This window comes from Methanohalophilus portucalensis (assembly GCF_002761295.1).
In the GTDB taxonomy this organism is placed as follows: Archaea; Halobacteriota; Methanosarcinia; order Methanosarcinales; family Methanosarcinaceae; genus Methanohalophilus; species Methanohalophilus portucalensis.
Window position 1 is genome coordinate 1,554,629 of sequence record NZ_CP017881.1, and the last position, 23,579, is coordinate 1,578,207.

At 42.8% G+C, this 23,579-nt stretch carries 24 protein-coding genes and 1 tRNA gene; 8 read left to right on the forward strand and 17 right to left on the reverse strand.

The annotated features are described in order from the left end of the window. Positions 1–127 precede the first annotated feature (127 nt). The 3 genes from BKM01_RS08015 to BKM01_RS08025 are packed head-to-tail and all read right to left on the reverse strand — an operon-like array spanning position 128 to position 3,095. On the reverse strand, positions 128–880 hold the full coding sequence (locus BKM01_RS08015) for an ABC transporter ATP-binding protein (protein WP_072359388.1): 753 nt from the start codon (positions 878–880) through the stop codon (positions 128–130). Beyond that, positions 880–1,953, reverse strand: coding sequence for a FecCD family ABC transporter permease (locus BKM01_RS08020; RefSeq protein ID WP_072359390.1), 1,074 nt, complete (start codon positions 1,951–1,953; stop codon positions 880–882). The genes BKM01_RS08015 and BKM01_RS08020 overlap by 1 nt, the downstream gene beginning before the upstream one ends. Before the next feature lie 17 nt (positions 1,954–1,970). After that, positions 1,971–3,095, reverse strand: coding sequence for an ABC transporter substrate-binding protein (locus BKM01_RS08025; RefSeq protein WP_157769631.1), 1,125 nt, complete (start codon positions 3,093–3,095; stop codon positions 1,971–1,973). A gap of 315 nt (positions 3,096–3,410) precedes the next feature. Between BKM01_RS08025 and BKM01_RS08030 the strand changes: the two genes are divergently transcribed. Beyond that, positions 3,411–6,455: an FAD-binding and (Fe-S)-binding domain-containing protein gene (locus tag BKM01_RS08030; RefSeq protein ID WP_072359394.1), complete on the forward strand. Its 3,045-nt coding sequence runs from the start codon at positions 3,411–3,413 to the stop codon at positions 6,453–6,455. Positions 6,456–6,482: 27 nt separating this feature from the next. Here BKM01_RS08030 and BKM01_RS08035 read toward each other — a convergent pair whose 3' ends face one another. Continuing rightward, positions 6,483–6,881: an ACT domain-containing protein gene (locus BKM01_RS08035; RefSeq protein ID WP_099816313.1), complete on the reverse strand. Its 399-nt coding sequence runs from the start codon at positions 6,879–6,881 to the stop codon at positions 6,483–6,485. Between the two features lie 82 nt (positions 6,882–6,963). Here BKM01_RS08035 and BKM01_RS08040 point away from each other — a divergent pair, with 82 nt between their 5' ends. From BKM01_RS08040 to BKM01_RS10815, 4 genes are all read left to right on the forward strand, one after another. After that, complete coding sequence (locus tag BKM01_RS08040) at positions 6,964–7,233, forward strand: ferritin family protein (RefSeq protein ID WP_072359396.1); 270 nt, start codon at positions 6,964–6,966, stop codon at positions 7,231–7,233. Positions 7,234–7,311: 78 nt separating this feature from the next. Next, positions 7,312–7,920, forward strand: coding sequence for a hypothetical protein (locus tag BKM01_RS08045; RefSeq protein WP_072359398.1), 609 nt, complete (start codon positions 7,312–7,314; stop codon positions 7,918–7,920). Positions 7,921–7,941: 21 nt separating this feature from the next. Next, a complete protein-coding gene (locus tag BKM01_RS08050) occupies positions 7,942–8,343 on the forward strand; it encodes a secondary thiamine-phosphate synthase enzyme YjbQ (RefSeq protein ID WP_072359399.1) in 402 nt (133 codons plus the stop codon). Between the two features lie 55 nt (positions 8,344–8,398). Continuing rightward, complete coding sequence (locus BKM01_RS10815) at positions 8,399–8,536, forward strand: hypothetical protein (RefSeq protein ID WP_157769632.1); 138 nt, start codon at positions 8,399–8,401, stop codon at positions 8,534–8,536. A gap of 87 nt (positions 8,537–8,623) precedes the next feature. Here the strand turns inward: BKM01_RS10815 and BKM01_RS08055 are convergent, their stop codons facing one another. Then, a complete protein-coding gene (locus BKM01_RS08055; RefSeq protein ID WP_072359401.1) occupies positions 8,624–9,076 on the reverse strand; it encodes a hypothetical protein in 453 nt (150 codons plus the stop codon). 203 nt (positions 9,077–9,279) lie between these two features. On the opposite strand from BKM01_RS08055, the gene BKM01_RS08060 reads away from it, so the two are divergent. Further along, on the forward strand, positions 9,280–9,546 hold the full coding sequence (locus BKM01_RS08060; protein ID WP_072359403.1) for a DUF3303 domain-containing protein: 267 nt from the start codon (positions 9,280–9,282) through the stop codon (positions 9,544–9,546). 51 nt (positions 9,547–9,597) lie between these two features. Here BKM01_RS08060 and BKM01_RS08065 read toward each other — a convergent pair whose 3' ends face one another. The 7 genes from BKM01_RS08065 to BKM01_RS08095 all read right to left on the reverse strand — a co-directional run bounded on the left by BKM01_RS08065 (position 9,598) and on the right by BKM01_RS08095 (position 14,641). Beyond that, the gene (locus tag BKM01_RS08065; protein WP_072359405.1) at positions 9,598–9,912 is read right to left on the reverse strand and encodes a nucleoside triphosphate pyrophosphohydrolase; all 315 of its coding nucleotides are present in this window, start codon (positions 9,910–9,912) and stop codon (positions 9,598–9,600) included. A gap of 13 nt (positions 9,913–9,925) precedes the next feature. Further along, entirely contained in the window at positions 9,926–10,627 is a 702-nt protein-coding gene (locus BKM01_RS08070; RefSeq protein WP_084006275.1) for an MBL fold metallo-hydrolase, read from the reverse strand. Positions 10,628–10,777: 150 nt separating this feature from the next. Beyond that, a tRNA-Leu gene (locus tag BKM01_RS08075) sits at positions 10,778–10,865 on the reverse strand. A gap of 303 nt (positions 10,866–11,168) precedes the next feature. Beyond that, positions 11,169–12,077 (reverse strand): ornithine carbamoyltransferase, encoded by a 909-nt coding sequence (gene argF, locus BKM01_RS08080; RefSeq protein WP_072359407.1) that lies wholly within the window; start codon positions 12,075–12,077, stop codon positions 11,169–11,171. Between the two features lies 1 nt (position 12,078). Continuing rightward, positions 12,079–13,392 carry a phosphoribosylamine--glycine ligase gene (gene purD / locus BKM01_RS08085; protein WP_072359409.1) on the reverse strand — a complete coding sequence of 438 codons (1,314 nt, stop codon included), beginning with the start codon at positions 13,390–13,392 and terminating at the stop codon, positions 12,079–12,081. A 139-nt stretch (positions 13,393–13,531) separates the two neighbouring features. Next, positions 13,532–14,074 carry an orotate phosphoribosyltransferase gene (pyrE, locus tag BKM01_RS08090; protein WP_072359411.1) on the reverse strand — a complete coding sequence of 181 codons (543 nt, stop codon included), beginning with the start codon at positions 14,072–14,074 and terminating at the stop codon, positions 13,532–13,534. A gap of 18 nt (positions 14,075–14,092) precedes the next feature. Continuing rightward, positions 14,093–14,641 carry a CDP-2,3-bis-(O-geranylgeranyl)-sn-glycerol synthase gene (locus BKM01_RS08095; protein ID WP_257790297.1) on the reverse strand — a complete coding sequence of 183 codons (549 nt, stop codon included), beginning with the start codon at positions 14,639–14,641 and terminating at the stop codon, positions 14,093–14,095. Positions 14,642–14,881: 240 nt separating this feature from the next. On the opposite strand from BKM01_RS08095, the gene BKM01_RS08100 reads away from it, so the two are divergent. Beyond that, positions 14,882–15,811, forward strand: a complete 930-nt coding sequence (locus BKM01_RS08100) for a cytochrome c-type biogenesis CcmF C-terminal domain-containing protein (RefSeq protein WP_072359415.1) — start codon at positions 14,882–14,884, stop codon at positions 15,809–15,811. Beyond that, positions 15,808–16,857, forward strand: a complete 1,050-nt coding sequence (ccsA, locus tag BKM01_RS08105; protein ID WP_072359417.1) for a cytochrome c biogenesis protein CcsA — start codon at positions 15,808–15,810, stop codon at positions 16,855–16,857. Before BKM01_RS08100 ends, ccsA begins: the two co-directional genes overlap by 4 nt. A gap of 21 nt (positions 16,858–16,878) precedes the next feature. Here ccsA and BKM01_RS08110 read toward each other — a convergent pair whose 3' ends face one another. The 5 genes from BKM01_RS08110 to mcrG all read right to left on the reverse strand — a co-directional run bounded on the left by BKM01_RS08110 (position 16,879) and on the right by mcrG (position 23,577). Then, complete coding sequence (locus BKM01_RS08110) at positions 16,879–18,408, reverse strand: ATP-binding protein (protein ID WP_072359419.1); 1,530 nt, start codon at positions 18,406–18,408, stop codon at positions 16,879–16,881. A 54-nt stretch (positions 18,409–18,462) separates the two neighbouring features. After that, a complete protein-coding gene (gene proB / locus BKM01_RS08115) occupies positions 18,463–19,593 on the reverse strand; it encodes a glutamate 5-kinase (RefSeq protein ID WP_072359421.1) in 1,131 nt (376 codons plus the stop codon). 23 nt (positions 19,594–19,616) lie between these two features. Continuing rightward, positions 19,617–20,960 carry a glutamate-5-semialdehyde dehydrogenase gene (locus BKM01_RS08120; RefSeq protein WP_072359423.1) on the reverse strand — a complete coding sequence of 448 codons (1,344 nt, stop codon included), beginning with the start codon at positions 20,958–20,960 and terminating at the stop codon, positions 19,617–19,619. A gap of 134 nt (positions 20,961–21,094) precedes the next feature. Beyond that, entirely contained in the window at positions 21,095–22,816 is a 1,722-nt protein-coding gene (gene mcrA, locus BKM01_RS08125; protein WP_072359425.1) for a coenzyme-B sulfoethylthiotransferase subunit alpha, read from the reverse strand. A gap of 5 nt (positions 22,817–22,821) precedes the next feature. Next, positions 22,822–23,577 (reverse strand): coenzyme-B sulfoethylthiotransferase subunit gamma, encoded by a 756-nt coding sequence (gene mcrG / locus BKM01_RS08130; RefSeq protein ID WP_072359427.1) that lies wholly within the window; start codon positions 23,575–23,577, stop codon positions 22,822–22,824. Positions 23,578–23,579: the final 2 nt, after the last annotated feature.

A 23,579-nucleotide genomic window follows, 5' to 3' on the forward strand; every position in this document is an offset into this window, starting at 1 on the left:
ACCTCATTGAAAGGCAATATAAGCAGCCTGTAATGTATCAATTATTGAAAAAGAATCATTCATTATACTTATATATTTCTACTAATATATATAAAAATTATATAGTAGGCAAGAAAAGATATGAACCTCATTCTACAGGCACAATTACCCTGTAGCCATTGACTTCTCCAATAGTCACTTTGACCCCATACACCGCTTCTATATTTTCGGGTGTGATTACTTCTTCCTTTCCGTGTGCAAAAACTTCCCCATCTTTAATAAGGACATAACGATCGGAATATCTAATTGCCAGATTTATATCATGCATTGTTATTACTGCTGAAACGTGTTCTTTCCTGGCAACTTCTACAACAGTATTCAGGATACCCAGCTGGTTTTTCAGGTCCAGGCTGCTTGTGGGTTCATCCAGCAGGAGTATTCGGGGCTGTTGCACCAATGCACGGGCAAGGCTTACTTTTTGCAATTCACCACCGCTCATCTCATCAATGTAGCGCAATGCAAGCTCTTCCATCCCCATATCCGATATTACCTGACGGGTAATTTTCATGTCTTTTTCTTTCATACCCCATTCGATGTGAGGTTTCCTCCCCAGTAATATCGCATCAAATGCTGTCAGACGACTGGGTTCTGTATTCTGGGGAACATAGCCGAGCCTTTTTGCGATTTCTATTCGGGGAAGTTCCAGAACATTTTCCCCTTCTACAATTATATTTCCGGATTTTGGAGCAAGAATTGTGTTGATACAGCGAAGCAATGTGGTTTTCCCTACACCATTAGGTCCCAGAATTGTCAGTACTTCTCCGGGGTTGAGGTCAAATTCAATTTCCTTGAGTACTTCTCTTTTTTTATAGTCAAACTGAAGTTCTCTTATTTTTAGCATTAGTGGCTATACCCCCGAATAAGCAGATACAGGAACAACGGTGCTCCCATGAATGCAGTAATTATTCCTACAGGGAGTACATAGGGTGCAATTATCAGGCGTGCTGCAACGTCAGAAGCAAGCAGAAGAACTGCGCCTACAATACAGGCAGAAGGTATCAGGAAGCGCTGGTCATCTCCTACAAACCGGCGGGCGATATGCGGGCACACCAGTCCGACAAATCCTATTATTCCAAGAAAAGACACAGCTGCTGCAGTTGCCAGTGATGCCACAAGCATACCTGTCAGGCGCACTCTGTCAACATTCACTCCCAGTCCCCTGGCGACCTCATCTCCTGCATCAATCGCATTATAGTTCCAGCGATTATAGAGAAAATAGGCTGAAGATATCAGTGTGATAAATCCCATTATGTAGATACTTTCCCAGTAAGCCCTTCCAAGGTCCCCGAAGGTCCAGAAAACGATTTCCGGTAGTTCCGAGTCATCTGCAAAAAACTGTAACAACATAGTGGCAGCCGTAAGTAATGAACTCAATGCCACTCCAACAAGTATAAGCACTTCCGGTGTTGCATTTTTGTATTTTGCAATTGCCAGGATTGTTAAAGTTGATATCAGGGAAAAGGCAAAAGCTGAAATTGTTGTCATATAAGGAAGGTCAACTATAGGCAGCCAGTTGCGTGTACCTGCCAGGATTGAAAGGGTGGCTCCAAAAGCTGCTGCATGGGAAATTCCCAGTGTGTAGGGTGATCCAAGAGGGTTGCGCAGAATGGATTGTAAGACGACCCCTGATATCGAAAGGGCGACACCTGCAATTATTGCAGCAATAGCACGGGGTATTCTCAGATTCCAGATAATTGATTTGGAATGTGTTAATTCAGTTGGCATTCCAAGTATCGTTCGGGTTATTTCAAAGATTGTAAGGTCGGCATTCCCTACTGAAAGGGAATACAGGAATATTCCTCCGGTCAACAATATTGAAATGAGAATAAAGGAGACCTTCCTGCCAATGTAACTTCTGTACTTTTCAGGAAGTGTCCCCACTTCATCCTCATATTTTTTGCAGTAATATTCCATGTAATCCCCTGATTGTATTATTCAAATGAAATCTGTCCAAACTCATGGCCGAAATTGTCGGTCATAGTTTCGTAGATATCCTCATTTACAGACGATTCGGCATAGAGGAATGAATATATCTCATTTGCTTTTTCCTGTGGATTTACGTCCTGGAATTCTGAAGGATAGACAACTTTTCCTACATACCATGCATCTGCAAGTACATTTCCATGGTTTGTTGTGTACCAGTTGTAAGGCATGACTCCATAAATTTCATCATTTTTCGCCGCCTCCAGTTCAGCATAAACCCCGCCGGTTGCAAAAGAATCAATACCGTACTTTTCGTTTGTATGGGTGTTCCCATTCTCCGAAAATTCATGGGTAGCCAGATCAATGAAAATATAATCGATACCTGGATTTGAATCCCAGTTAAAAAGGGCATCATCTCCTACCTGATAGCCTTCCCAATCCCCGGTTTTTGAAACGCCGGAAGCTACATTGTTGACATTAACATATTCAAAAGGTGGATAGTCCGGCTGTGTGGAAAGAATGCCGTGTGAGCCCCGGTAACTAATTCCTGCTATGTATGCAGTGGGAGTTTCTTTTTCCTTAGTTCTTTCATTGAGTTCTGTAATTTCTTCTTCAAAGAAAGTTATTACTTCGTTGGCTCTTTGTTCCCTGTCCATTACCTTGCCCATAATCTGGAGGGATTGCTTCATGTTTTCATCTCCGGTATTGCCATAATTCAGACCAACTACCGGTATTCCGACATCAGAAGATAATTTATCCGCATCCTCAGCATTGGAATATGTATAGAATATAACATCAGGAGCCGGGTTAAGAGTCAGAATGGATTCTGCATCATATTTACCCCTGAATGCGCCAATATAGGGATATTTTTCAGAATCTCCGAATTGGGGGTTTGCGATCCTGTATGGTCTTTGAGGCGATTCGATGGATTCTTTCCATTGTTCTATATCTTCAACTCCGACAACTGTGTCCTGTTCCTCAAGATAACAGAGGTATCGTAATGCTCCAGGTCCCACACAAATAGTATGGTCGATTTTGTCGGGAATTACTACTTCTCTTCCATAAGAATCTGTTATGGTTAACGCTCTATTATTTTCCTCATTTCCTTTATTTTGTGTTTCTGAGGAATCCATGCATCCACAGGATGCTAGAAAAATTCCTAATATTGCCATTGTGAGTAATATTCTTATTTTATTCATATAATCATCTTCAAATTTATGGTATACAATAAATGTTCATAATGTCATATTAAGTGCTATTATTATTCAATTTCGTAGCAGTTAATTCTATAAATATTTGTTGCGTATTATTAATGAGTATTTTTTGTATCTTCTTAATACTACAGAACAAGAAACGAAACATAGGTTTTGTATGGTATGCCCACAACCATTATATACCATGTTCACTTTATATAGTATTTAGTTCATAATTATCAATGGAGGGTATTTATGTCACAACAAGTCTTTGAGTTTTCAGAACAGCAGAAAAAGGAACTTTCCAATCTTTTCGGGGAACGGGTCAACTTAAGTCGCAGGGAACGTCATTTCTATAATCATGATGTAGGAGCTTTGCCTTCCATGGCAAAGAAACTCCTTGGAAAAGCGGAACCTGCTGCTATTGTTAAACTCAGGGATGAGGATGATGTTGTTAATTTAATGGATTTTGCTTCTCGCTATTCAGTACCTGTAGTACCTAGGGCTGGAGCTACATCCGGATATGGGGGTGTGATTCCTACAAAGGGAGGAATCATTGCTGATGTCGGACGGTTAAACCATATATATGATATAGACAGGGAAAAACTGACAGCAACAGTCGGGGCCGGAATAGTCTGGGAAAAACTGGAATCCAAACTGAATCATGTTGATCTTTCTGTCTGTGCCCTGCCTTCAAGTGCACCGGCAGCAACAGTTGGAGGTTGGCTTGGGCAGAACGGTCTGGGTTACGGAAGTTATGAGTACGGCTGGTCCCAGGATACAATGGTTTCCGCACGACTGGTAACTCCTGAAGGTGAGGTGCGTGAGTTCGAAGGAAATGATCTGCAAAAGATTGCAGGCAATCTGGGTGCGCTTGGTATTATTACACAGGTCACGCTCAAGATCCGACCGCACAGGCAAACAAAAGCAGTTTCTGCAAGCTTTGATAATGCTGCTGCTCTACAAAAGGCTCTGCAGTTGATTGATAAACGCAATATTGCGCTCTGGTCCATATCATTTATTAATCCGGGTTTTGCTGACATGAAAAATCGTGCTCCTCAAAAAATGCACCACGGTGAACCCATAGTACTGGAAAATACCGATTTACCTGAAGCCTATATATGCAACTTTTTCTATCCGGATAACAGGGATGTGACCGGTCTTGAAGATGCCATCAAAGAAGCAGGTGGTTCCATCCTTCCTGAGCAAATTTCAAAACATGAAACCGGTGAATGGTTCAGGACGATGAAAGTCAAAAGGCTTGGGCCTTCTTTTATTCCAGCAGAGGTAGTAGTGCCCCAGGACAAGGTCAGTACGGTAATCAATGAGATTAACGAAAAAATTTCGCTGCCTGTATTGATCGAAGGGATGGTTTCGCGGGATGGCGAAGTAGTACTCCTCTGTTTTATTCCTCATTCGGAGAGGTCTTTTAAGTTCAATATGGCATTCTCCCTGGGTCTTAGTATTATCAAGATTGCTGAAGATAGCGGAGGCAGGATGTATGCTTCTGGTCTCTACTTTGCTAATCAGGCCGAGAAAGTTTACGGTGAAAGGCTCAAGCAATTGATGGATGTCAAAAAAGAGATTGACCCCTCAGATATCATGAATCCTGAGACATTTACCGGCAGAGGATTATTCACTTCTGCGCTTTCCATGGCAGGTAAAATGGAACCTATGATGCGTCTTGTGGGTAACATGTCAGGGGTGGATAAGACTGAATTCAAAGATCAGAAAAACATTCCAGGTGACATAATTTCCCATGCTTATACCTGTGCACAGTGTGGCTATTGTGTAAATGAATGCGATCAGTATTACGGGCGTGGATGGGAATCCCAATCCCCCCGGGGTAAATGGTTCTTTATCAAGGAATACCTCGCCGGAAGGGATGAGATTAATCAGGAACAAACGGATACTTTCCTTGCATGTACTACCTGTGAATTGTGTGATGTACGTTGCCAGCTGGATCTTCCCATTGAGAATTCATGGTTGCGCCTGAGGGAAAATCTTGTGCAGCAGCGTGGTAAGATGACTTTCCCGCCATTTGAGATAATGGCTCAGAGTCTGAATAAGGAACGCAATATCTGGGCGGAATACCGTCAGGGCAGGGACGAATGGGTTCCTGATGACCTCAAACCCAAAATCAAGGAAAAGGCCGATTATGCCTATTTTGCTGGCTGTACGGCTTCTTTTGTGGAAAAAGATATCGCAGAAGCGTCTGCTCGCATGCTTTCAGATGCCGGAATTGATTTTACCATTCTGGGCAAGGAAGAATCCTGCTGTGGTATTCCTATGCTTGCAGCCGGGAAGTGGGATGTTTTCGAAAACATCATGAAAATGAATGTAGGCAACATGAAGAAAAAAGGTGTCAAGACCGTCATTACTTCCTGTCCTGCATGCTGGTTTGTGTGGCATACCTATTACCGACAGTGGGCTGAAAAACTGGGAATTGATTATGATTTTGAAGTCAAGCACTATTCCGAAGTACTTGCTGAAAGGATGGATGTACTTGAACCCAAACTGAAGGTTCCACTTGAAAAGACCGTTACTATCCATGATGCCTGTCACATGGGGCGTGCCGGAGGTATCTATGAGCCACCCAGAAAGCTTGCAAAAGCCATTCCCGGTGTTGACTTCCGTGAGATGGAGCACAACAGGGAAAACGGACACTGCTGTGGTTCAGTATTGACCCTGGTGGACGAGCCTGAAGTTGCCAATGTAATCGGTGGTGTGCGGCTGAAAGAAGCCGAAGCCGTGGGTGCGGATATTATGCTTGCTGCCTGTCCATGTTGTCAGGTGCAGTTGCGTGTGTCTGCACAGAAGAGCAATATTCCAGTGGATGTGCAGGATCTGGGTGCAACCGTGGCCCGTAGTATGGGATATGATATTGCGGATACTACAAATGATGCTCTGGCGGGATGGGCTGTCTTTGAGCAGATGATCTATCTTATGAAACCTGAGAACATGACCAATCTGATGATGGAACTGATGCCACAGATGTTGGCCGCCATGCCTTCGTATATGAGGGGAATGATGAAAACGGTTAAGTATGTACCGGGTATGGATAAACTAATGGCACCGATGATGCCCAAAATGATGCCGATGCTTCTGCCTTCCCTGATGCCGAAGGTCATGCCGGATATGCTTGAAGCAGTTACCCGTCATGTCCAGATGCCCGATTACATGGAAGAACAGCTCCCGGACCTGATGCCAAAAGCGATGGAGAATCTGATGCCCAACATGCTCCCACAGATTGCACCGCTTTTGACACCCCGGATGATAGAATACATCAAGCAGAACTAAGATTTGACACACCCCTATAAAGGGGTGTCATTTTTCTATTTTCATACCTGCAGTTTCCAGTGCATAAAAAGCTGCCTTGCAATTTTTTTGTTTTACAAAGATGTAATCCGTATCATAGGTTGACATTACAAAAATACTGATTTCATTCTCATAAAGTGTATTGCTGATCTTTGAAAGGATGCCTATCTGGTCAAAATCCAGCGGCCCCTTTACTTTGAAGCAGTTCCAGTTTATTTCACATTCAATATTTTCCGGAATAACATTAACCGGGCAGATGACGGAAAGTTCTTCTCTGGTTCTGGTTATGGAAAAGATGCTGGAAGATATTACCCATTCAGGTAACTTTTCATTTGCTTTCAGTCTGCATATCCCAAATTTCTCGTCTATCAATACGAGACCTATTGAATTTTGTGTTATTTTTTCCATTTTCCTGCTTCCATTGTGATGCTACCTGTGTTTCCTTATATTATTTATAAAATGAACACTTCTCTTTTATGGGGGCTGGAAGTTGTTATCGGAAATTCCTGCAATACTTGAAGAACTAGATTCAGAAGATATAGATAAAGAGGTGTTAAGGGCAGCTATAATCGCAGAATTCGATGCGGTCAATATCTATGAACAGATGGCTGGCCTGACAAATGATGATAATCTACGTACAGTGCTTCTGGATATTGCCAAGGAAGAAAAACTTCATATTGCAATGTTCCAATCTGTACTTCTTGAATATGATCAGGAATATCTGGAAATAATGGCAGATTATTCCCTTGCCCGCAAATGATACTTTGCCAGATAAATTTATATATTTGCGGTAGTTTATTTTGATTTGAGAGGTGGGTAGGGGACCTTGTGATCAATTATGAATCTAAAAAATAATCGTATTCTGATAGTTTCAATTGTCGTTTTTGTAATATTTGCGCTATTTCTGGCATTTGTGGATGCAGGCGCTTCTACTTCAAATACAGGAGTCGATCAAAAGATAAGTGGTTATTCATTTTCCCGTCCCAATTCATCCGATCCAGCTCCAACAGGTGTTGTTTACCTTGATTTAAAAGGTGAGGATGGATTTTCTGTAATTCTTGAAGATGAGATTGCAGACCTTATTGAAGAAAAAGGATTTAAAGTGGAAACAGTTTCAATGCAACCGGTTATTTATGACAGTACTGCACTTGCTGTTGTTGTAAATAAACCAGATATTTTCTACAATCCTTTTTACTCAACTGCAACTATGGATGTGGAATTTGTTTATTCCCGCACAGGCAACATGGAATACCTGGATATGCTGATTGATGATTTTGATAAACCGGTTGTCTTTTCTTCTATGGATGGTTATCAGCTATTGCGACATGGGCAACTCAACTTAAGCGATACTACAAAGGGTCTTGTAACCTATCCATACTATAAACGCCATCTTGCTGAAAATATAGCAGCAGGAGTAGTTGATAAAGCATTCAGCGATGATTTGTGAGTTGATAATGGAGGAAACTGTATGCAATTGTCTACCAGCAAACGTGTTGAAATTGTGGATATTACCGATAAGGTGTCCGGTGTGGTGAGAAGCAGTAATATTGATGAAGGGATGTGTACGATTAGTACTTCCCACACAACGTGTGCGATCATCGTCAATGAACACGAGTCGGGCCTGGTTTCTGATATTATGGAATTGCTGGAAAGACTGGTTCCTTCAAATGCAGACTACTATCATGATCGGATAGATAACAATGCAGATGCCCACTTAAGAGCAGTTCTCCTGGGAAACAGCGAAACAATGCCTGTGAGAAAAGGGGACCTTGAGCTTGGTACATGGCAGAGTATATTTTTTGTGGAACTGGATGGGCCGCGCAAAAGGGATGTAGGTATAGTGGTATCATCTTATGGCTTTAGGGGATGAGTTTTCAAGCCTCTACTATCTTTAATCAGTGCTAATTATGTATAGGTGGTCTATTATGGTGGAAAAAGAGAATAAGCAAGAAAAAGAAACTGAAGGCAAAGATAAGAAAAAGAAAGTGGCACATGTGGAGCCGGTGCATCCTGGAGATGAGCGTGTAGGAAAAAGCCGACATCTGCTGGATACAGGTGAATAATACTTTTTCTTTTTTACGAAAAATCATCCATAAAGGATTAATGTACAGTATCAAGTTTGAATACTGTACTTTTTGAAAGATTGATACTTATTCACTACCAGTATTGTAGTGCATCTCGTTACCCTCTGCATCAATAATGGTTGTATCCCCATTGATGCTGGTCATTTCGTACACAGTTTTGCCGCTGCTGTCATACATTTTCATAATAAAGGCATTATCATCCTCTGACCACAAGTATTCCCCTGAAGCTATTTCTGTATCCGGGACGTTGGTTTCATAGACGGCTTTGCACATTTCGATGCCGTCAATTGTTTCGGTCCCCACAACCTCGAATTTCATGGATTCTCCTGTTTGTGGATTATTTAAAGTCATGACTGTGCCTATAGGGCAATCTTCATTCCCTGCACCTGTGGTGTGAACTTCGACTTCCCCTTCTTCATCACTGTACTGGTATGTTTGGTCATTCTCACTGTCATCCCCCGAACAACCCGCCAGCAAAACCAGAGAGGCGATGGCCAAAACCACGAATAATTTTCTCATATTCAATTTATCACCCTGTCTATTTTGTACTTTTTAAGTTAATTAATAATCTGATATTTATTCTATATAGTATTATTTGGTGCGCTTGCTATCAGGGATTCGAAAATAAACTACGTAACATTATTTCGTAATCTATATGCCTCATTGTGACCCTGGTTACAAATAGGGCTATTATTTTCCCTTAATTAATGGGGTGGTAAAATATGATATTCATGGATATAATAAAGTGGGATCCGAAGGACAATGAAAAAGTAATCAAAAACTATGTCGAATGGGAGTGGCCTGAAGGTGTGAAAGTCATCAATGAATGGACAGACCTCTCAGCATGTCGGTATGTAGCTGTAGTGGATGTAGAGGATTCTAAAAGTTTTGCCGCTGCTGCAGTACCATGGAAAGGGCTTTGCCAGATTGAGACTTTCCCGGTAATGGAAACAGGTAAGTTTATGCAAATGATGTCTGAATATATGTGAATAGATGGTATTTTTGAATTGATGCAATTTTGTTTTTGTATCAATTTCATTTTAATCTGAAGTTTCAAATAAATACAGGTTTCTGGAGAAACAGCCCGTTTTGACTCTTTTTTCCATCCTTATTTTTTCCATATCTTTGCCCGGGTAGCCTTTGAGTTCAGCGATTCTGTAAATCACTTCAAGAATATCTGCCAATTTTTCTATATCCCTGTCTGCCATGTATTCATTGATCTCTTCGTACAGTTTCTTTTCCAACTCTGCCAGAAAATCCATGTCATCCAATTGCTTTATGGTGCAGGTTTTGCCGGATTTTTTAATGATATCCGGAATATTGTCCCGGACTGCTTTATTGTGTGTCCTGACCAAAATTTCACCCTGTTTATGTGTAATCTTTCTTTTTGCTATAACATTTCTCAAATCTGGCACGTGAGAATGGTTTCCCGTGTCCGGGATAGAAGATATTACATCCTGTAGAGAGTAGTTTTTTCCAGCTTTTAATTAATGCTTTCTCATCATTTGCAAAAGGAGGGTAAACCGATTCTGGCATGAAACTGAAAAGAGTATCTCCTACAATTGCACTTTCATTGTCGATTATCACGCATATGGAGCCTGAGGTATGGCCGGTTACAGGAAGGATTTGAATTGTGGTATCTGACAGTAGTATTTCACACTCACCATCAATGATTATATCAGGGTCTACGGGGGTATACTTGCCCATATTCGGAAGGAATTTATTGGCAAAACCGGAAATCAGTCGGGAAAATAACATGGTGCCTTCAGGAAATGGAGTATAACCCCTTTTTAGATATTCAACTTCTTCCCTGTGGGCAATAACCTTTGCTTTGCTTCTCTTCTTGATTTCTTCCAGACATCCCACATGATCGTGATGTGAATGTGTAAGGATGATATAATCGATATCCGCAAAATTCAATCCTTTGTTCTTCAATACTGTCTCAAATTTGTGGGTGTTGCCCCGATTTCCGGAATCAACCAGTATCGTTACACTATTTTCGGTAACCAGGTAAGCATTTGATGCACCTGCCTGTATAGGAGTAATGTTATAAGAGTGAGGTTGTGACATATTTATCCTGAATCTGGCAGTATTAATTATTTCAGCAACTGGTATGTTACTTATACATTTTAATTTTGCCTGTTCAGTTATGTAAGTAAGATATTATCTTTGAGAGTAGAGTTAACCTAACTATTTTAAATAACACAGCAAAAAAGATTGTGGTGCGAGGGAAGGGATTCGAACCCTCGAACTCCTACGAGAATAGGCCCTGAACCTATCGCCTTTGGCCTGGCTGGGCAACCCTCGCACACGATTTCTGGCTATAGATGGGGCTTTTGATTCATAAGGGTTTTGGTCTTGGATAAACAGTAGGTCAGGGATATTTCACCCTGACATCTAAATATAGGAGTCTGTTTTTGGAGGTTGTAAGCCGGAAGTTTTTAACCTCCGGCAAGGGTTAGAATTTGCATTTCTCCCCTATCAACAGAATGCATGGGCGGTATATAGCCTCTTTTGCCTGTTTTTTCCAAAGAGGGGTGACTATGAGTATGGCATTAAAAAATATAAAGGGCCATTAAATGAAAAAAAGAACAAACGGATGAGCTACTTCTCATCCGATAAGTTTCAAAATCAGGGCTTTCTGTGCATGCAACCGGTTTTCTGCCTGATCGAAAACCACTGAATGGGTTCCGTCCATAACTTCGGCTGATATCTCCTCTCCCCTGTGGGCCGGCAGACAATGCATAATAATTACATCATTCTTTGCTACATCAAGCAAATTACTGTTAATCTGGTAATCCGCCAGGTCACTCAGTCTTTTATCCCTTTCCTCTTCGTCTCCCATGGAGATCCAGACATCGGTATAGAGAACGTCAGCATCAGTAGAGGCCTCAATCGGGTCCCTGAGGATCTCAACCTTACCTCCCATTTCACGTGCCATACTTACGATATAATCGTCCGGATCATATCCATCAGGACAGGCCACAGCAATCTCCATTCCTACCATGACACAACCAAGTATCATTGAATTGCACACATTGTTGCCATCGCCTACCCAGGTTAGTTTCCGCCCTTCTAATGTGCTTTTGTACTCCTTGATCGTCAGCAGGTCTGCCAGGATCTGGCAGGGGTGTTCCTTATCTGAGAGGGCATTGATCACAGGCACGGTAGCATGTTCTGCGAGTTCTTCCACGGTCGAATGTTTATTCACCCTGGCAGTAATAGCCGCCACATACCTGGAAAGGACCTTTGCGGTGTCTGCAACCGTTTCACCCCTGCCTATCTGCATGTCTCTCTGGTTAAGATAGAGGGAATGGCCGCCCATATCACTCATGGCCACCTCAAAGGAAACCCGGGTTCTGGTAGATGATTTTTCAAAGATCATTGCAAGGCTTTTGTTTTTCAGCAGATCAGTGACCTTGCCCTTAATTCTTTTTTCTTTCAGATCCTCTCCCGTCTCCAATATATCCAGTATATCTTCTTTGGAAAGGTCCGTCATTGACAGGACATGTTTCATTATATCAGCTCTGTTTTTGCTCTCTTATTTTATTCATATGTGTGACTTTCTTTCGTACAAGAGCCCGGGTACCGATATCCCGGCGTGAATGCAAATCGCCGATGATATTCTCAAGTGCATCCTGTGCTATTCTTTCAGCCTTGCTTATGGAATCAGCGATACCGACAACAGCTGCGGCGCGAGATGTGCTGGTATAGATTTTCCCATCCTTTTCATATACGCTGGAATAGAACAAAATTGCATCGCCCATGTCCCCGAAAACGATTTCTTTGTCTGAATCAGGGTTATCCGGATATCCTGCAGGAACCACGTACTTACACACAGTAGCCCTCTTGCTAAACACCACATCAAGGTCTTCCAGCCGCTCCTCCACGATAGCTTCCATGACGTCAAGCATATCGGTCTCAAGCAGAGGCATTATGTTCATAGCTTCGGGGTCTCCGAAACGCGCATTGAACTCTATGACCTTTGGTCCTTTCCTGGTAAGAATGAACTGGCCGTAAAGGATGCCTCGATACGGTATTCCTGTAACCTCACAGAGTTTTTCTACGGTTTTTTGCATTATGGCTTTGGCCTTTTCCAGGTCATCTACCATCATGAAAGGCAGGATTACATCGGTGTTGGAGTAGGCTCCCATTCCGCCGGTATTTGGTCCCAAATCATTTTCAAATGCTCTCTTGTGGTCCTGTACGCAAGGGGTAAAGGCAAGAGTACTTCCATCCACAAATGCCTGCAGGGTGAATTCCTCTCCTTTCAGTTTCTCCTCAACAACCACACTATCGTTTTCGAGAATGCTAAGTGCATATTCATAGGCATCTGTGGTATCCGGCAGTTGGTCGCCCATAACCCTGACGCCTTTACCCCCGGTAAGCCCGGCGGGTTTTATGGCGACATCCCCCAGTTCTTCAATATACTCTTTCAATCCTTTTTTATCACTGAAGACTTTAAATGCAGGACATCCCTCGATATTTTCTTCCTTCATGAAAGTCCTTGCCCACGATTTATCGAATTCAATCTGGGCAACATTCTTTTTAGGACCCACTGAAGGAATTTTGACTTTTTCAAGAGCATCTACAAGACCGACTGCTAGAGGTGCTTCCGGACCTATGAATACAATGTCTATTTTTTGTGAAGTGGCATATTCAACCACTTTTTCCACATCTGTTTCTTTTTCAAGTAAGAAATCCCTGCAAAGCTTTGCTATACCGGGATTTTTTTTGCTCATTACTGCATAAAGTTGTGGCTCTCTCTTACTTCTGGAGATGGCTTCAGCAATGGCATGCTCCCTGCCGCCTCCACCGATAAGCAAAACATTCATGTGTAGACCTCTCTGATTAAAAATCCTATAAAAACACGTTGCTAAATATTCATTTATATTACGCAAATTTGTGTTGTAACTGTTATTATTAGAATAGAGCATTCCGGATAATTAAATAAATACTTTCCGCTTTGGCCGTTTATTCTTCTTTGAGCAGATCGGATGCTTTCACAAGCGGATTCAATGTCACATTTTCATTCCACAAATTTGCTTCTGCTCCTTCTTCCCTATCAACAACGGTAATCACTTCATCGACATTGGCACCGAATTCCCTGAGAAGATTGATCGCTTCAAGAACAGATCCACCACTTGTGGTAACGTCTTCTATCAGTATAACTTTATCTCCTTCTTCCAGATCACCTACAAACCTTCCTCCGGTTCCATAGGCCTTTGCATCCTTGCGTACGAGTAAAAGGGGAATCTCTGTTTTCAGGGAGACAGCCGTTGCAAGAGGAACTCCTCCAAGGGCCACTCCGCCAATACGACTTGTTGCAGTAATATCAATTCTGGCTGAAGCAATGTCTGATATTTTTTTGAGGGTTACAGGATCTGAAATTGCCTTTTTTATGTCGACGTAATATTTGCTGGTTTTTCCCGAGGCAAGGGTAAACTGGCCGAATTTGACGGCTTCACACTTCTTGAGAGCTTCTATGAGTTCATCTTTCTCATTGTTTTCCTGCATGGCATTTGTCTCCTGAGGTTACCAGGGTTCTTTCTTGATTCCAAGTACGTAACCTATTATATTGGTCCCTATGTGTAAAAGGGGTGTTAGTATAAGTAACACTATAATGATATTCAGTGTGAAATTTGCAACAAACCATTGTGTAGCTACAAGGTAGGTCAATAGCCACGCACCTGCTACAAAATCAAGCTGATCTGCAACTGGCAAAGGAGCTCCTCTTTTCAGATTGATCCTCCTTTTAACAAAACTCATTGCCATATCACCAAGAAGCGAGCCAATCGAAAGAGCAGCAATCGTAATTATTACATCCGGGATTGTAAACCCAAAAGGAGGTAATCTAATCCCCATAAACTCTCTTTGGGTAAAGGCAATCCACGTTTGTAGAATCCCGGCAAGGATTCCAATTAAACTTCCGGCGACAAATCCCCTTATCGTTTTTCCGTCACCAAGTATCCTTCTTCCGTCACCCATGGTCCTTTTGCCATCAATGGGTCTTCCTCCTCCCAAAAGAGCTGCAAAAGGACTTGGAATGTAGGCAGGTACCATTAACCATATAGCGAGAATAATTGTATCAAGCGTCTTGATCAGCCCCTTTTGACCTCAGTTATTTTCGTTTTTATATAAGGGTTTGCTGTTTTATTCCTGTATGGAGGGGTGAAATTTGAACAAATCCCTGAACTTTATTCATTTGAGTAGAATCACTATCAGTTTAAATAATTAACAGCGTGAACTAAACTAGGCAAATCCCTTTATACCCGAAAAACTTTCCCTTTGCTAATATAATTCTTACAGGACAGGCTTGTTTAAATGGATCCCAAAAACCTCATTTCCAGAAAAAACCTTATTTTCGTGACAGTGACAGCATTCGGGATACTTGCAGCTTTGATAACTATTGGAATGTTGACACCCCTTGTGGTTCAGTTCTTAAGTGGTATGCAAATAGGTATGGATGCAACATATTTCAATAACAGGGCAGCACCGATTGCCGGTTTACTTGTAATCCTGCTCTGTGCCTGTCTGCTTGTCACCCATATATCCAGCCGGTATATCGGTCTCCTGCTTGGAGGTATAGTTCTATTGTCTGCGTTTATGGCAATGTTTTCTCCGACCGGGAAACTGCTTGTGGATATTTCTATAATCCCCATGCTTGCTGTTTTTGCGGCATCGCTGTACCGGTTGGTTCATGTTATCAGAAAACGCAGTGGCAAATCCCGTTTCAAGGGAATAGGTGCCCACATTATCCATATTGGGATTTTGCTGGTAATATTCGGTACTATTTTCAGTTCAGCAATGAAAGTAGAAGATTCAGCTGTAGTTAGCATTGGTGAAGAAACGACATTTGAAGGGATTCCTTATTCTGTAAGTGTGATGGGTATGGATTCAAATTTTGAAGGAACTCCCTATGACAATTATCCCGGTTCATCCTATGCAACGGATGTTGGCCTTATAATTTCCAAAAACGGGAATGAGTTTGACAGGGGTATAGTTCGGTATATAACCGATATAAAATGGAGGCAGACCTATACTTCTACATATATTAACCGCGGAATCATGGAAGAGGTTTTTATTGCCCCCAAAGCCCTCGATGAAAAATCCGGAGAAGTTGACCTGTATCTGCGTGTAGTACCATTTATCAGCTTTCTCTGGGCTGGTATTTACATAATGCTTGGGGGTATGTTCATACTACTCCTTGGAAGTATAGTGCTACCAGACAATGAAAATGAGGTTACCACATGAATTTCGGAATGATTATTATCTGGGTGGCATTTCTGTTTGGTTTGCTTGCCATTGTCTATTCATACCTGGGTTTTCGCAGGGAAGATGAGAAGTACCGGATACTTTCATCAAGACTTGAAATTGCCTGTGCTGTTTTGGTCACAGTTGCCTCTGTCATGCTGATGTACTATCTTTATGATGTTGCTGCATTCTTTGAGTATGTTTATAATCATTCCAGTCTTGATCTTTCCACGTACTATCGCCTTTCAGCTTTCTGGGCAGGTCAGGAAGGTTCACTTTTGTTGTGGGCCTGGGCCATTTCGGTTATGCTTCTGGTTCTCAGGTATTCTTTCCGTTTTACCGAAGGCAATGTATTCATGATCACAAGGACACTGTCCCTAGGTATTCTTTCGGTATTCCTCATGCTGCTTGTACTTGATAATCCGTTTGCAGTATACTACTCAAAAGCCGGCTCCATTCTGGTAAGCAACTGGAATCCGTTTGTCCATCCCTATCATCTAACAGATGGGCAGGGCATGAATCCGCTGCTTCGCAATCCCTGGATGGCCGTCCATCCTCCCATCCTCTTTTTGGGCTATGCAGCTTTTACTATTCCTTTTGCATCTGCTATTGCGGGTTTGCTCCTTAATGACAGCAACTGGCACAAAATAGCCAATAACTGGATGCGGGTTTCCTGGTTATTCCTGACTGCAGGGATCGGTCTGGGTGGTTTCTGGGCTTATGAGGTACTTGGCTGGGGTGCATGGTACTGGAGCTGGGATCCGGTTGAGACCTCGTCGTTGATTCCCTGGATAACCGCGACAGCTTATCTGCATACAATATACGGCAGACAGGGACAGTTCAGGTTCCTGGCGCCAGCAATGGCTATTTTCTCATTTATACTTGTAATTTTTGCAACTTTTGTTACGAGAAGTGGTATGTGGGCTTCAGTCCATTCCTGGCAGGATTTCAATGCAGAAAGCCTCTTAATAGGTATATTCCTGGCCACAATTACGATTGTGGGTACATCGCTGCTTGCAAAAAGGTATTTTGAAGAACAGGATTGAAACTGTTCTTTGCTTTTTATTTTAATGGGCAAAAGCCAGGTTTTCAGTAGTGGTATGATCCGGTCGGGTGTGAATCGGGAGTTGAATTGTGAACTCACTACCCTTTCCTTCTACGCTTTCCACCAGGATTTGACCGTTGTGACCTTCAATGATTTTCTTGCAGATGTAGAGGCCAATGCCAGTCCCTCCATATTTTCTTCTGGTGGAGCCATCTACCTGATAAAAGCTTTTAAAAATGTTTTCTAATTTGTCTTTGGCTATCCCAATTCCGGAATCCCTTATTTTCATCTCGACGTATTTGCCTGTTCTACTGGTGGAAACTTTTATTTTACCATTTGCAGGAGTAAACTTGATTGCATTATCGAGTATATGGAATATAGCATTTTTCAGATATATTTCATCAACATTTATATGTGGAATATTTTCCAGGCTTCTTTCAAGTGTCAGGTTGTATTTTGTAAAATTAATTGGCAGGTCATTCAGGACCTTGTCGAGAAGGGAATTTATATCTGTATCTTCAAAATTGTATGTCACATTATGGCTACAGTCCTCACTGGCATAGAGAAGAGCATTGACATGTTGCTGTAGCCTGTCACAATTCCTGATTATTGTAACAAGGGCGTCATTTTGCTTGTTATTAATTACGCCTAACTCGCCTTTAATGAGCAAATCGCTGAAACCTTTGATGGATGCAAGAGGTATTTGCAACTCCCTGCTTATATTGGCAAGAAATTCATTTCTCATGCCGTCCAGTTCCTGAAGTTCTTTATTTGCCTCTACAAGGGCCATTTCTGCCTGTTTTTTTTCAGTGATATCTTCACCGGAACTGATGGTACCCATGATGCCTCCCTGATCGTCTTTGAGTACAACATCATGCCAGAAAACCAATCGTTCTTCACCTGTACGTGTAAGAATAGGTTTTTCCGAGAATTCGGGAGGTTCAATTTCCCCCTCCAGGACCATTTTATAGCCGGCTTTTATCATATCCCTGATTCTTTCCGGCAAAAAGACATCGAACCATTTCTGTCCTATAATTTCTTCCTGGGAATACCCCAGAATTTCAGAAGCTTTCTTATTGGCAAGTACTACTTTCAGGTCTCTGTCAACTACGCCTATTATTGTTTGGGCAACGTCGATGTAAGTCTGTGCCTGGTCTCTTTCTTTTGCAAGTTTATCATAGAGGTTCTTTATTTGTAACAGGGAATTGATTCTTGTTAGAATTTCCAGATCATCTGACTGGTCGGTTATGAAATCATCTGCCCCCTCTTTCAGAGCTGCCCTTATCTCTTTTTTGTCTGTTTTGGTGACCATAATTATGGGAAGATACTGATTACCTGTATTTTCTTTAAGTTCCCTGCAAATGCGGTAGTTAACCTCTTCAGGCATAGTATTGTCAATTATAACTATAGTCGGTGTACTTTTTTTGATAAAAGAAATAGTATCTTTTTTGGGTTCTGCTTGTAGCACACTGTATGCTGACAGATACCCCAGCAATTCATCATTATTTTTGCTGCTTATAAGGGCAATTGAGGCTATTTTATCATCGAGCATGTCACCGCATCCAGATACTATTAATATATTGTATATTCATACTTATATATTAATTCATTCTTTAAAAAGCCCTATGTTATCCTTGTTTAAAACATTGTCATAATTCTTATATCCCAGGATATTTGTTATCATATTGGTATGTTTTCCCTTTATTTTCTGCAATTCATCTGAGGTATAATCCGTAATTCCTTTCCCGAATACCTGCCCGTTGCACTCGAGTTTTACTATATCTCCGCGATCAAACTCGCCCTCTAAACCAATTACGCCCGATGGCAGGAGACTCATGCGGTTTCTTACCGCATCTCTGGCTCCTTCATCTACCATGATTGTGCCTGAGGAATGAGCCAGTAAAATCCATCGAATGCGGTTCTTATGGACTTCTCCCTCAGCTAAAAAGAGGGTGCCGATTTCTTCACCCTCCATTATTTTGAGGATTGCGTTTTGGATAGAGCTGTTTGCAATAACCATATGGCAGCCTGCTATATTGCATATCTTTGCAGCATCTATCTTTGTTCTCATGCCACCGGTTCCTTTTGTACTTGATGGGCTCCCTCCATAACTTTCTATAGTTGGTGTAATTTCAGGCACAGTTTTCAGTAATACAGCATCCGTGTGCCTTTTAGGATTTTTATCATATAAACCATCAATATCCGATAGGAGTATCAGCAGGTCGGCTTCCATTTTGCTGGCAACCATTGCGGAAAGCCTGTCATTATCTCCAAGGGTAGCTTCTATCTCGTGCACGCAGGTACTGTCATTCTCATTGATAATCGGGATTACCCCATATTCCAGTAATGTGGATATGCTGTTTCTCAGGTTGAGATATGTTAACCTGCTGGTGAAGGATTCGTAGGTCAAAAGAATCTGGGCAACATTGAGATCATAAGTACTAAAAGCCTCCATCCATTTTTGCATCAATATATTTTGACCAACAGCTGCTGCTGCCTGTCTAACCGGAATTTCCCGCGGCTTACAGCCAAGTTGCATCAGGTCAATTCCCACTCCTATGGAGCCAGAGCTGACAAGGATGACTTCTTTTTCCAGGCTGTGAAGGTATGCGACCTGGGAGGCCACATGTTTCATGAATTCCTCATTCAATCCTCCACAATCATTACTTATCGAAGTTGTTCCTATTTTGATAATAACTTTTTTTGCGTTGTCAAGAATAACTTTTCTCTTGCTCAAAATCACAATCCCCGGATATTATTTCAAATGATGTCGCTTATCTGTTTATCCAGTTTCCTGTGGGTAAATTGTTTTGCATTATCTCCTGCATAATCGGATACCCTGTCACCATTACCCAGAAGAATATACTTGTATATCAAAAGACCTTCCATTCCTACAGGTCCCCGTGCGTGTATTTTGTTTGTGCTGATGCCAACCTCTGCACCTTTACCATACCTGAAACCGTCGGCAAATCTTGTAGAGGCATTTACCATGACGCTTGAGGAATCCACAAGCTCGGTAAATGTGCGGCGCTTGTCCTTGTCCTTGGTGACAATGCAATCCGTATGGTGGGAACCGTACCTGTTAATATGACCAATTGCTGCATCTATTGAATCAACCATTTTCACAGACAGTATTAAATCATTATATTCAGTGCTCCAGTCTTCATCGGATGCTTTTTTCACACCCTGGATTCCGGTGTTTTCTGCAACAGTGTATGATTTTTCATCCAGGCGGATCTCGACACCTGCTTTGAAGAATTTTTCGATCATGCCGGGCAGGAACTTGCCTGCAATATCACTGTTTACAAGCAATGTTTCCATTGCGTTGCACACTGCCGGATACTGTACTTTTGAATCATAGCAGACATCAATAGCTTTTTCCATATCTGCTTCATTGTCTACATAGACATGGCATATTCCGTCTGCATGACCCAGTACGGGTATCCTGGTATTATCCTGTATGAACTTTACAAAAGCGTTCGACCCACGGGGTATGAGCAGGTCTATATAGGAATCAAGTGCCAGGATGTCCATTACTTCTTCCCGGGTTTCCATCAGTTGAAAGGCTGTTGCAGGAATATCCCCGATTTCTTTCAGGGCGCTTTTAAGTATGTTGAAAATAGTACGATTTGAATTAAAGGCCTCACTTCCGCCCTTAAAGATCGTTGCATTACCGCTTTTCAGGCACAGGGACATGATCTGCGGAACAACATCAGGACGTGACTCGAATATAACTCCTATAAGGCCGATTGGACAACTTACCTGATACAATTCCAGTCCTTCGTCAAGCTCTAAGCAGCTGAGAGTTTTGCCTGTCGGGTCTTCAAGTTTCATGACATCTCTTATACCTGCGATCATTCCATCGATCTTGCTATCATTTACTTTCAACCTGTCCACAAGAGCCTGTGAGATTTTCCCTTGATCTTTTAACTGGTCAGCAGCTTCGAGGTCCTTGCGATTTGCCTCCAGTATTGAGTTTCTATTTTGATCAAGGGCATTTGCCATTGCTTCAAGACCTTTATTTTTTAGGAGTGTATTTATGCTGGCAAGTCTGATGGAGGCATCTTTTGCTGGTATGACTTTTTTCTCTGTATTATCGGTCATGGGAACACCTGATTATATGGTTGTAACTATGGCAAGAGCAAATAAGATCATCATATAAAAAAAGCTTTTAGCTATTTAATTGGGGTTTTAAAAATAGTAGGTGAAGTAGGCAGGGAGCCTACTTCATATTGTGCTTATTTGGCCGGGATGATGAGGGATCTCTCACCAGCAGGCTCGAACTCACGAAGCGCACCGCGTCCGAACTCCTTCCTTGGCTGGGAGAAGTCGAATGGGAGCATTTCGTCGGCGAAACAGACCTTGATCAGTGGGTTGAGTGCATATGCATCTCCACGACCGGCGTGTGCTCCGGCTGCGATTGCAGCGTAGCCACCTTGGTGACCAACGTTCATTGCGTAGTTCGGATAGTTTGGACCACGGAGTTCGTGGGGCAGACCTTCATCGGACTGGTAGGAGAAGGTATTGGTTGCACCACACTGGTCCTGCAGGTCGAATCCGAAGAAACCGAGACGTCCGTGACCTTCCTTGTGCAGGTACATACAGAGATACCATGCGGAGAGACCGGCGTTTGCGTTACCGGTTGCAAGGGATCCTGCACTACCGGCGGCTGCGGACAGGACGGTTGCTCTCTGGGATCCACCGAAGTGGTCTTCAAGTGCAACTGGGTATTTCTCGTAGTTCTCGAGACCGTAGAGTGTGGACTCTGTTGCGATATCCTTGATAACATCCATACTTGGAGCGACCTTGTTGTCGATACCCTTGTCGGCTGCACCGTCATACTTGTCGTTGATGTATTCAACGTCATAGTACAGGTTGTCATCCAGAATGTTGTTGGTGTATGCAGCAGTGGAGTACTGGGTAAAACCGACACCACCAGACATGTAGGATCCGAGCCAGATCTGGTCGTAGAGCATACAACCTGCACCGACTACCTCAAGGGTTACGTTTGCAGGATCATCTGGATTTACACGGCTGGTCTGGACGATATCTGAGAGGTTACCAAAGGTGACACCACCAGGTTCGTTTGGTGCACGTGCACGTCTTGCAGGGAGCATGTCTCCCATGTTGACAACACCTGCGTGCTTTGCTGCATAGGAAAGATCTGCTACAGCTGCTTCACCGGCACACATTCCGTATGCTGCGATGTAAGACATACCGATCTGCATTGCAGTCCACCTTGTGGTCTGACCACCGTCTGTTGTTCTGGATACGATGGTTGGGATGTGGGCTGCCTGCCAGGTAGTATTGCCGATAGCGGATTTGAGCTGTTCTGCCTGTTCTGCAGGGAACTGTTTGTCGATGTCGATGAGGAATTGGTCATCGATCTCGTCTGCAAGTTCATCGTCACCTGTGAATATTTTCACGTAACAGTCATCGACGAGTGCAGGGTGGCTCTCTACCATGTGTTCCTGAACAACTGCACCGCCAGGGAGTGCGTGGTTGAGCACTTCGAGGTAGTGGTTGATTGTTTCAGGGGTTACCTCGATACTCAGTCTTTTCTCGAGGGTTTCGTGGGCCATATCCATACCGACAATACAGGTTCTGCGTATGTCGTCCCACATCTGCTGCATTGCAGCATTGTTGACATAGTGAAGGTCATCATTTTCGACCATCATGTCATCATGGCCGGAGATGAAGGATGGTGTAAGAGCTCTCTGACCGAGAGGGATACCACCGCAGTGCATCATGGGGTTGTATCCTGCAAGACCTCTTTTTTCTGCAATATCCTTACCGACTTTCTTCATTTCCAGTTTCCTGGGGTTCTGGTCGACACCGAGGCGGTAATATGGAATTCTCATATCTGTAATGTCGCCGCCTTCCATCTTGTTGGTGCCGTGCTCCTTTGTGAATTTAGTTTCTAAATCTTTCTGGAACATTCTTTTTCTGTCGTCTGCCATTTTACTCACTCCTGTACAGCTGGCTTGTATCCATACATGGTTCTCTGTTCAAAGACCCTGTGTACCCATTCGAGGACTTCCTTGTCCTCCCTGTATGGGACATTGTCTACACGGTAGATTGTGGTCCTTTTTGCAGCTTCTTCGTCGGACATTGGTTTTCCGAGATCGACCTTCTTGTCGATTGGTCTTCCTACCTGGTCCTTCTGGACGATGATGGTTCCGTTTTCCAGACGTACTCTTTCGAGCATGTCAAACATTACACCATCTTCCTGAAGACGGAGGGAGTGACCGTGTACACTGGCACCACGAAGGTTTGCAAGTGCAGGGCAGGTCATTTCGGTTTCAAGCTGGAACTTTGCAAGTTCTTCCATGTCCCTTTCACGGGCTTCAACGACCTGACGGCCGGAAAGTGTACCCGGGTCTACGCCTCTGAAGTTAATTGCAGCGTTGTAGGACCTGAAGTATGGGGTGGAAGGTGCATTGTACATTGAATCTACAAACTGTACGTATCTGATCCTGTCACCTGCTTTTGCACCATCTGTAGGTTCGACCATTTCACGGATGGAACATTCTGGTTCGCCCATTTCCGCCAGTGGTGGGTGGGTGCTTGGGTAATCTGTACCGGGAACACGGTGTCCAAGAATAATGGTTAAGTCATCATCAGAGATTTCCCTGAGTTTTTCGACTTTACCGGACATGTGTTTCCTTCTATTTTCCGCAACACTTGTTGCTCCGGGATAAAACTGTGCTTCATATGCCATAT

Excerpts from the sequence above, each read along its gene's own strand:
- BKM01_RS08030 (WP_072359394.1), top strand. The coding sequence starts at position 3,411 with ATGTCACAACAAGTCTTTGAGTTTTCAGAACAGCAGAAAAAGGAACTT.
- BKM01_RS08100 (WP_072359415.1), top strand. The coding sequence starts at position 14,882 with ATGGATCCCAAAAACCTCATTTCCAGAAAAAACCTTATTTTCGTGACA.
- BKM01_RS08015 (WP_072359388.1), bottom strand. The coding sequence starts at position 880 with ATGCTAAAAATAAGAGAACTTCAGTTTGACTATAAAAAAAGAGAAGTA.
- BKM01_RS08060 (WP_072359403.1), top strand. The coding sequence starts at position 9,280 with ATGATATTCATGGATATAATAAAGTGGGATCCGAAGGACAATGAAAAA.
- BKM01_RS08025 (WP_157769631.1), bottom strand. The coding sequence starts at position 3,095 with ATGGATTCCTCAGAAACACAAAATAAAGGAAATGAGGAAAATAATAGA.
- BKM01_RS08045 (WP_072359398.1), top strand. The coding sequence starts at position 7,312 with ATGAATCTAAAAAATAATCGTATTCTGATAGTTTCAATTGTCGTTTTT.
- BKM01_RS08055 (WP_072359401.1), bottom strand. The coding sequence starts at position 9,076 with ATGAGAAAATTATTCGTGGTTTTGGCCATCGCCTCTCTGGTTTTGCTG.
- BKM01_RS08110 (WP_072359419.1), bottom strand. The coding sequence starts at position 18,408 with ATGCTCGATGATAAAATAGCCTCAATTGCCCTTATAAGCAGCAAAAAT.
- BKM01_RS08020 (WP_072359390.1), bottom strand. The coding sequence starts at position 1,953 with ATGGAATATTACTGCAAAAAATATGAGGATGAAGTGGGGACACTTCCT.
- mcrG (WP_072359427.1), bottom strand. The coding sequence starts at position 23,577 with ATGGCATATGAAGCACAGTTTTATCCCGGAGCAACAAGTGTTGCGGAA.
- BKM01_RS08050 (WP_072359399.1), top strand. The coding sequence starts at position 7,942 with ATGCAATTGTCTACCAGCAAACGTGTTGAAATTGTGGATATTACCGAT.
- BKM01_RS08035 (WP_099816313.1), bottom strand. The coding sequence starts at position 6,881 with ATGGAAAAAATAACACAAAATTCAATAGGTCTCGTATTGATAGACGAG.
- ccsA (WP_072359417.1), top strand. The coding sequence starts at position 15,808 with ATGAATTTCGGAATGATTATTATCTGGGTGGCATTTCTGTTTGGTTTG.
- mcrA (WP_072359425.1), bottom strand. The coding sequence starts at position 22,816 with ATGGCAGACGACAGAAAAAGAATGTTCCAGAAAGATTTAGAAACTAAA.
- purD (WP_072359409.1), bottom strand. The coding sequence starts at position 13,392 with ATGAATGTTTTGCTTATCGGTGGAGGCGGCAGGGAGCATGCCATTGCT.
- BKM01_RS08120 (WP_072359423.1), bottom strand. The coding sequence starts at position 20,960 with ATGACCGATAATACAGAGAAAAAAGTCATACCAGCAAAAGATGCCTCC.
- BKM01_RS08070 (WP_084006275.1), bottom strand. The coding sequence starts at position 10,627 with ATGTCACAACCTCACTCTTATAACATTACTCCTATACAGGCAGGTGCA.
- pyrE (WP_072359411.1), bottom strand. The coding sequence starts at position 14,074 with ATGCAGGAAAACAATGAGAAAGATGAACTCATAGAAGCTCTCAAGAAG.
- BKM01_RS10815 (WP_157769632.1), top strand. The coding sequence starts at position 8,399 with ATGGTGGAAAAAGAGAATAAGCAAGAAAAAGAAACTGAAGGCAAAGAT.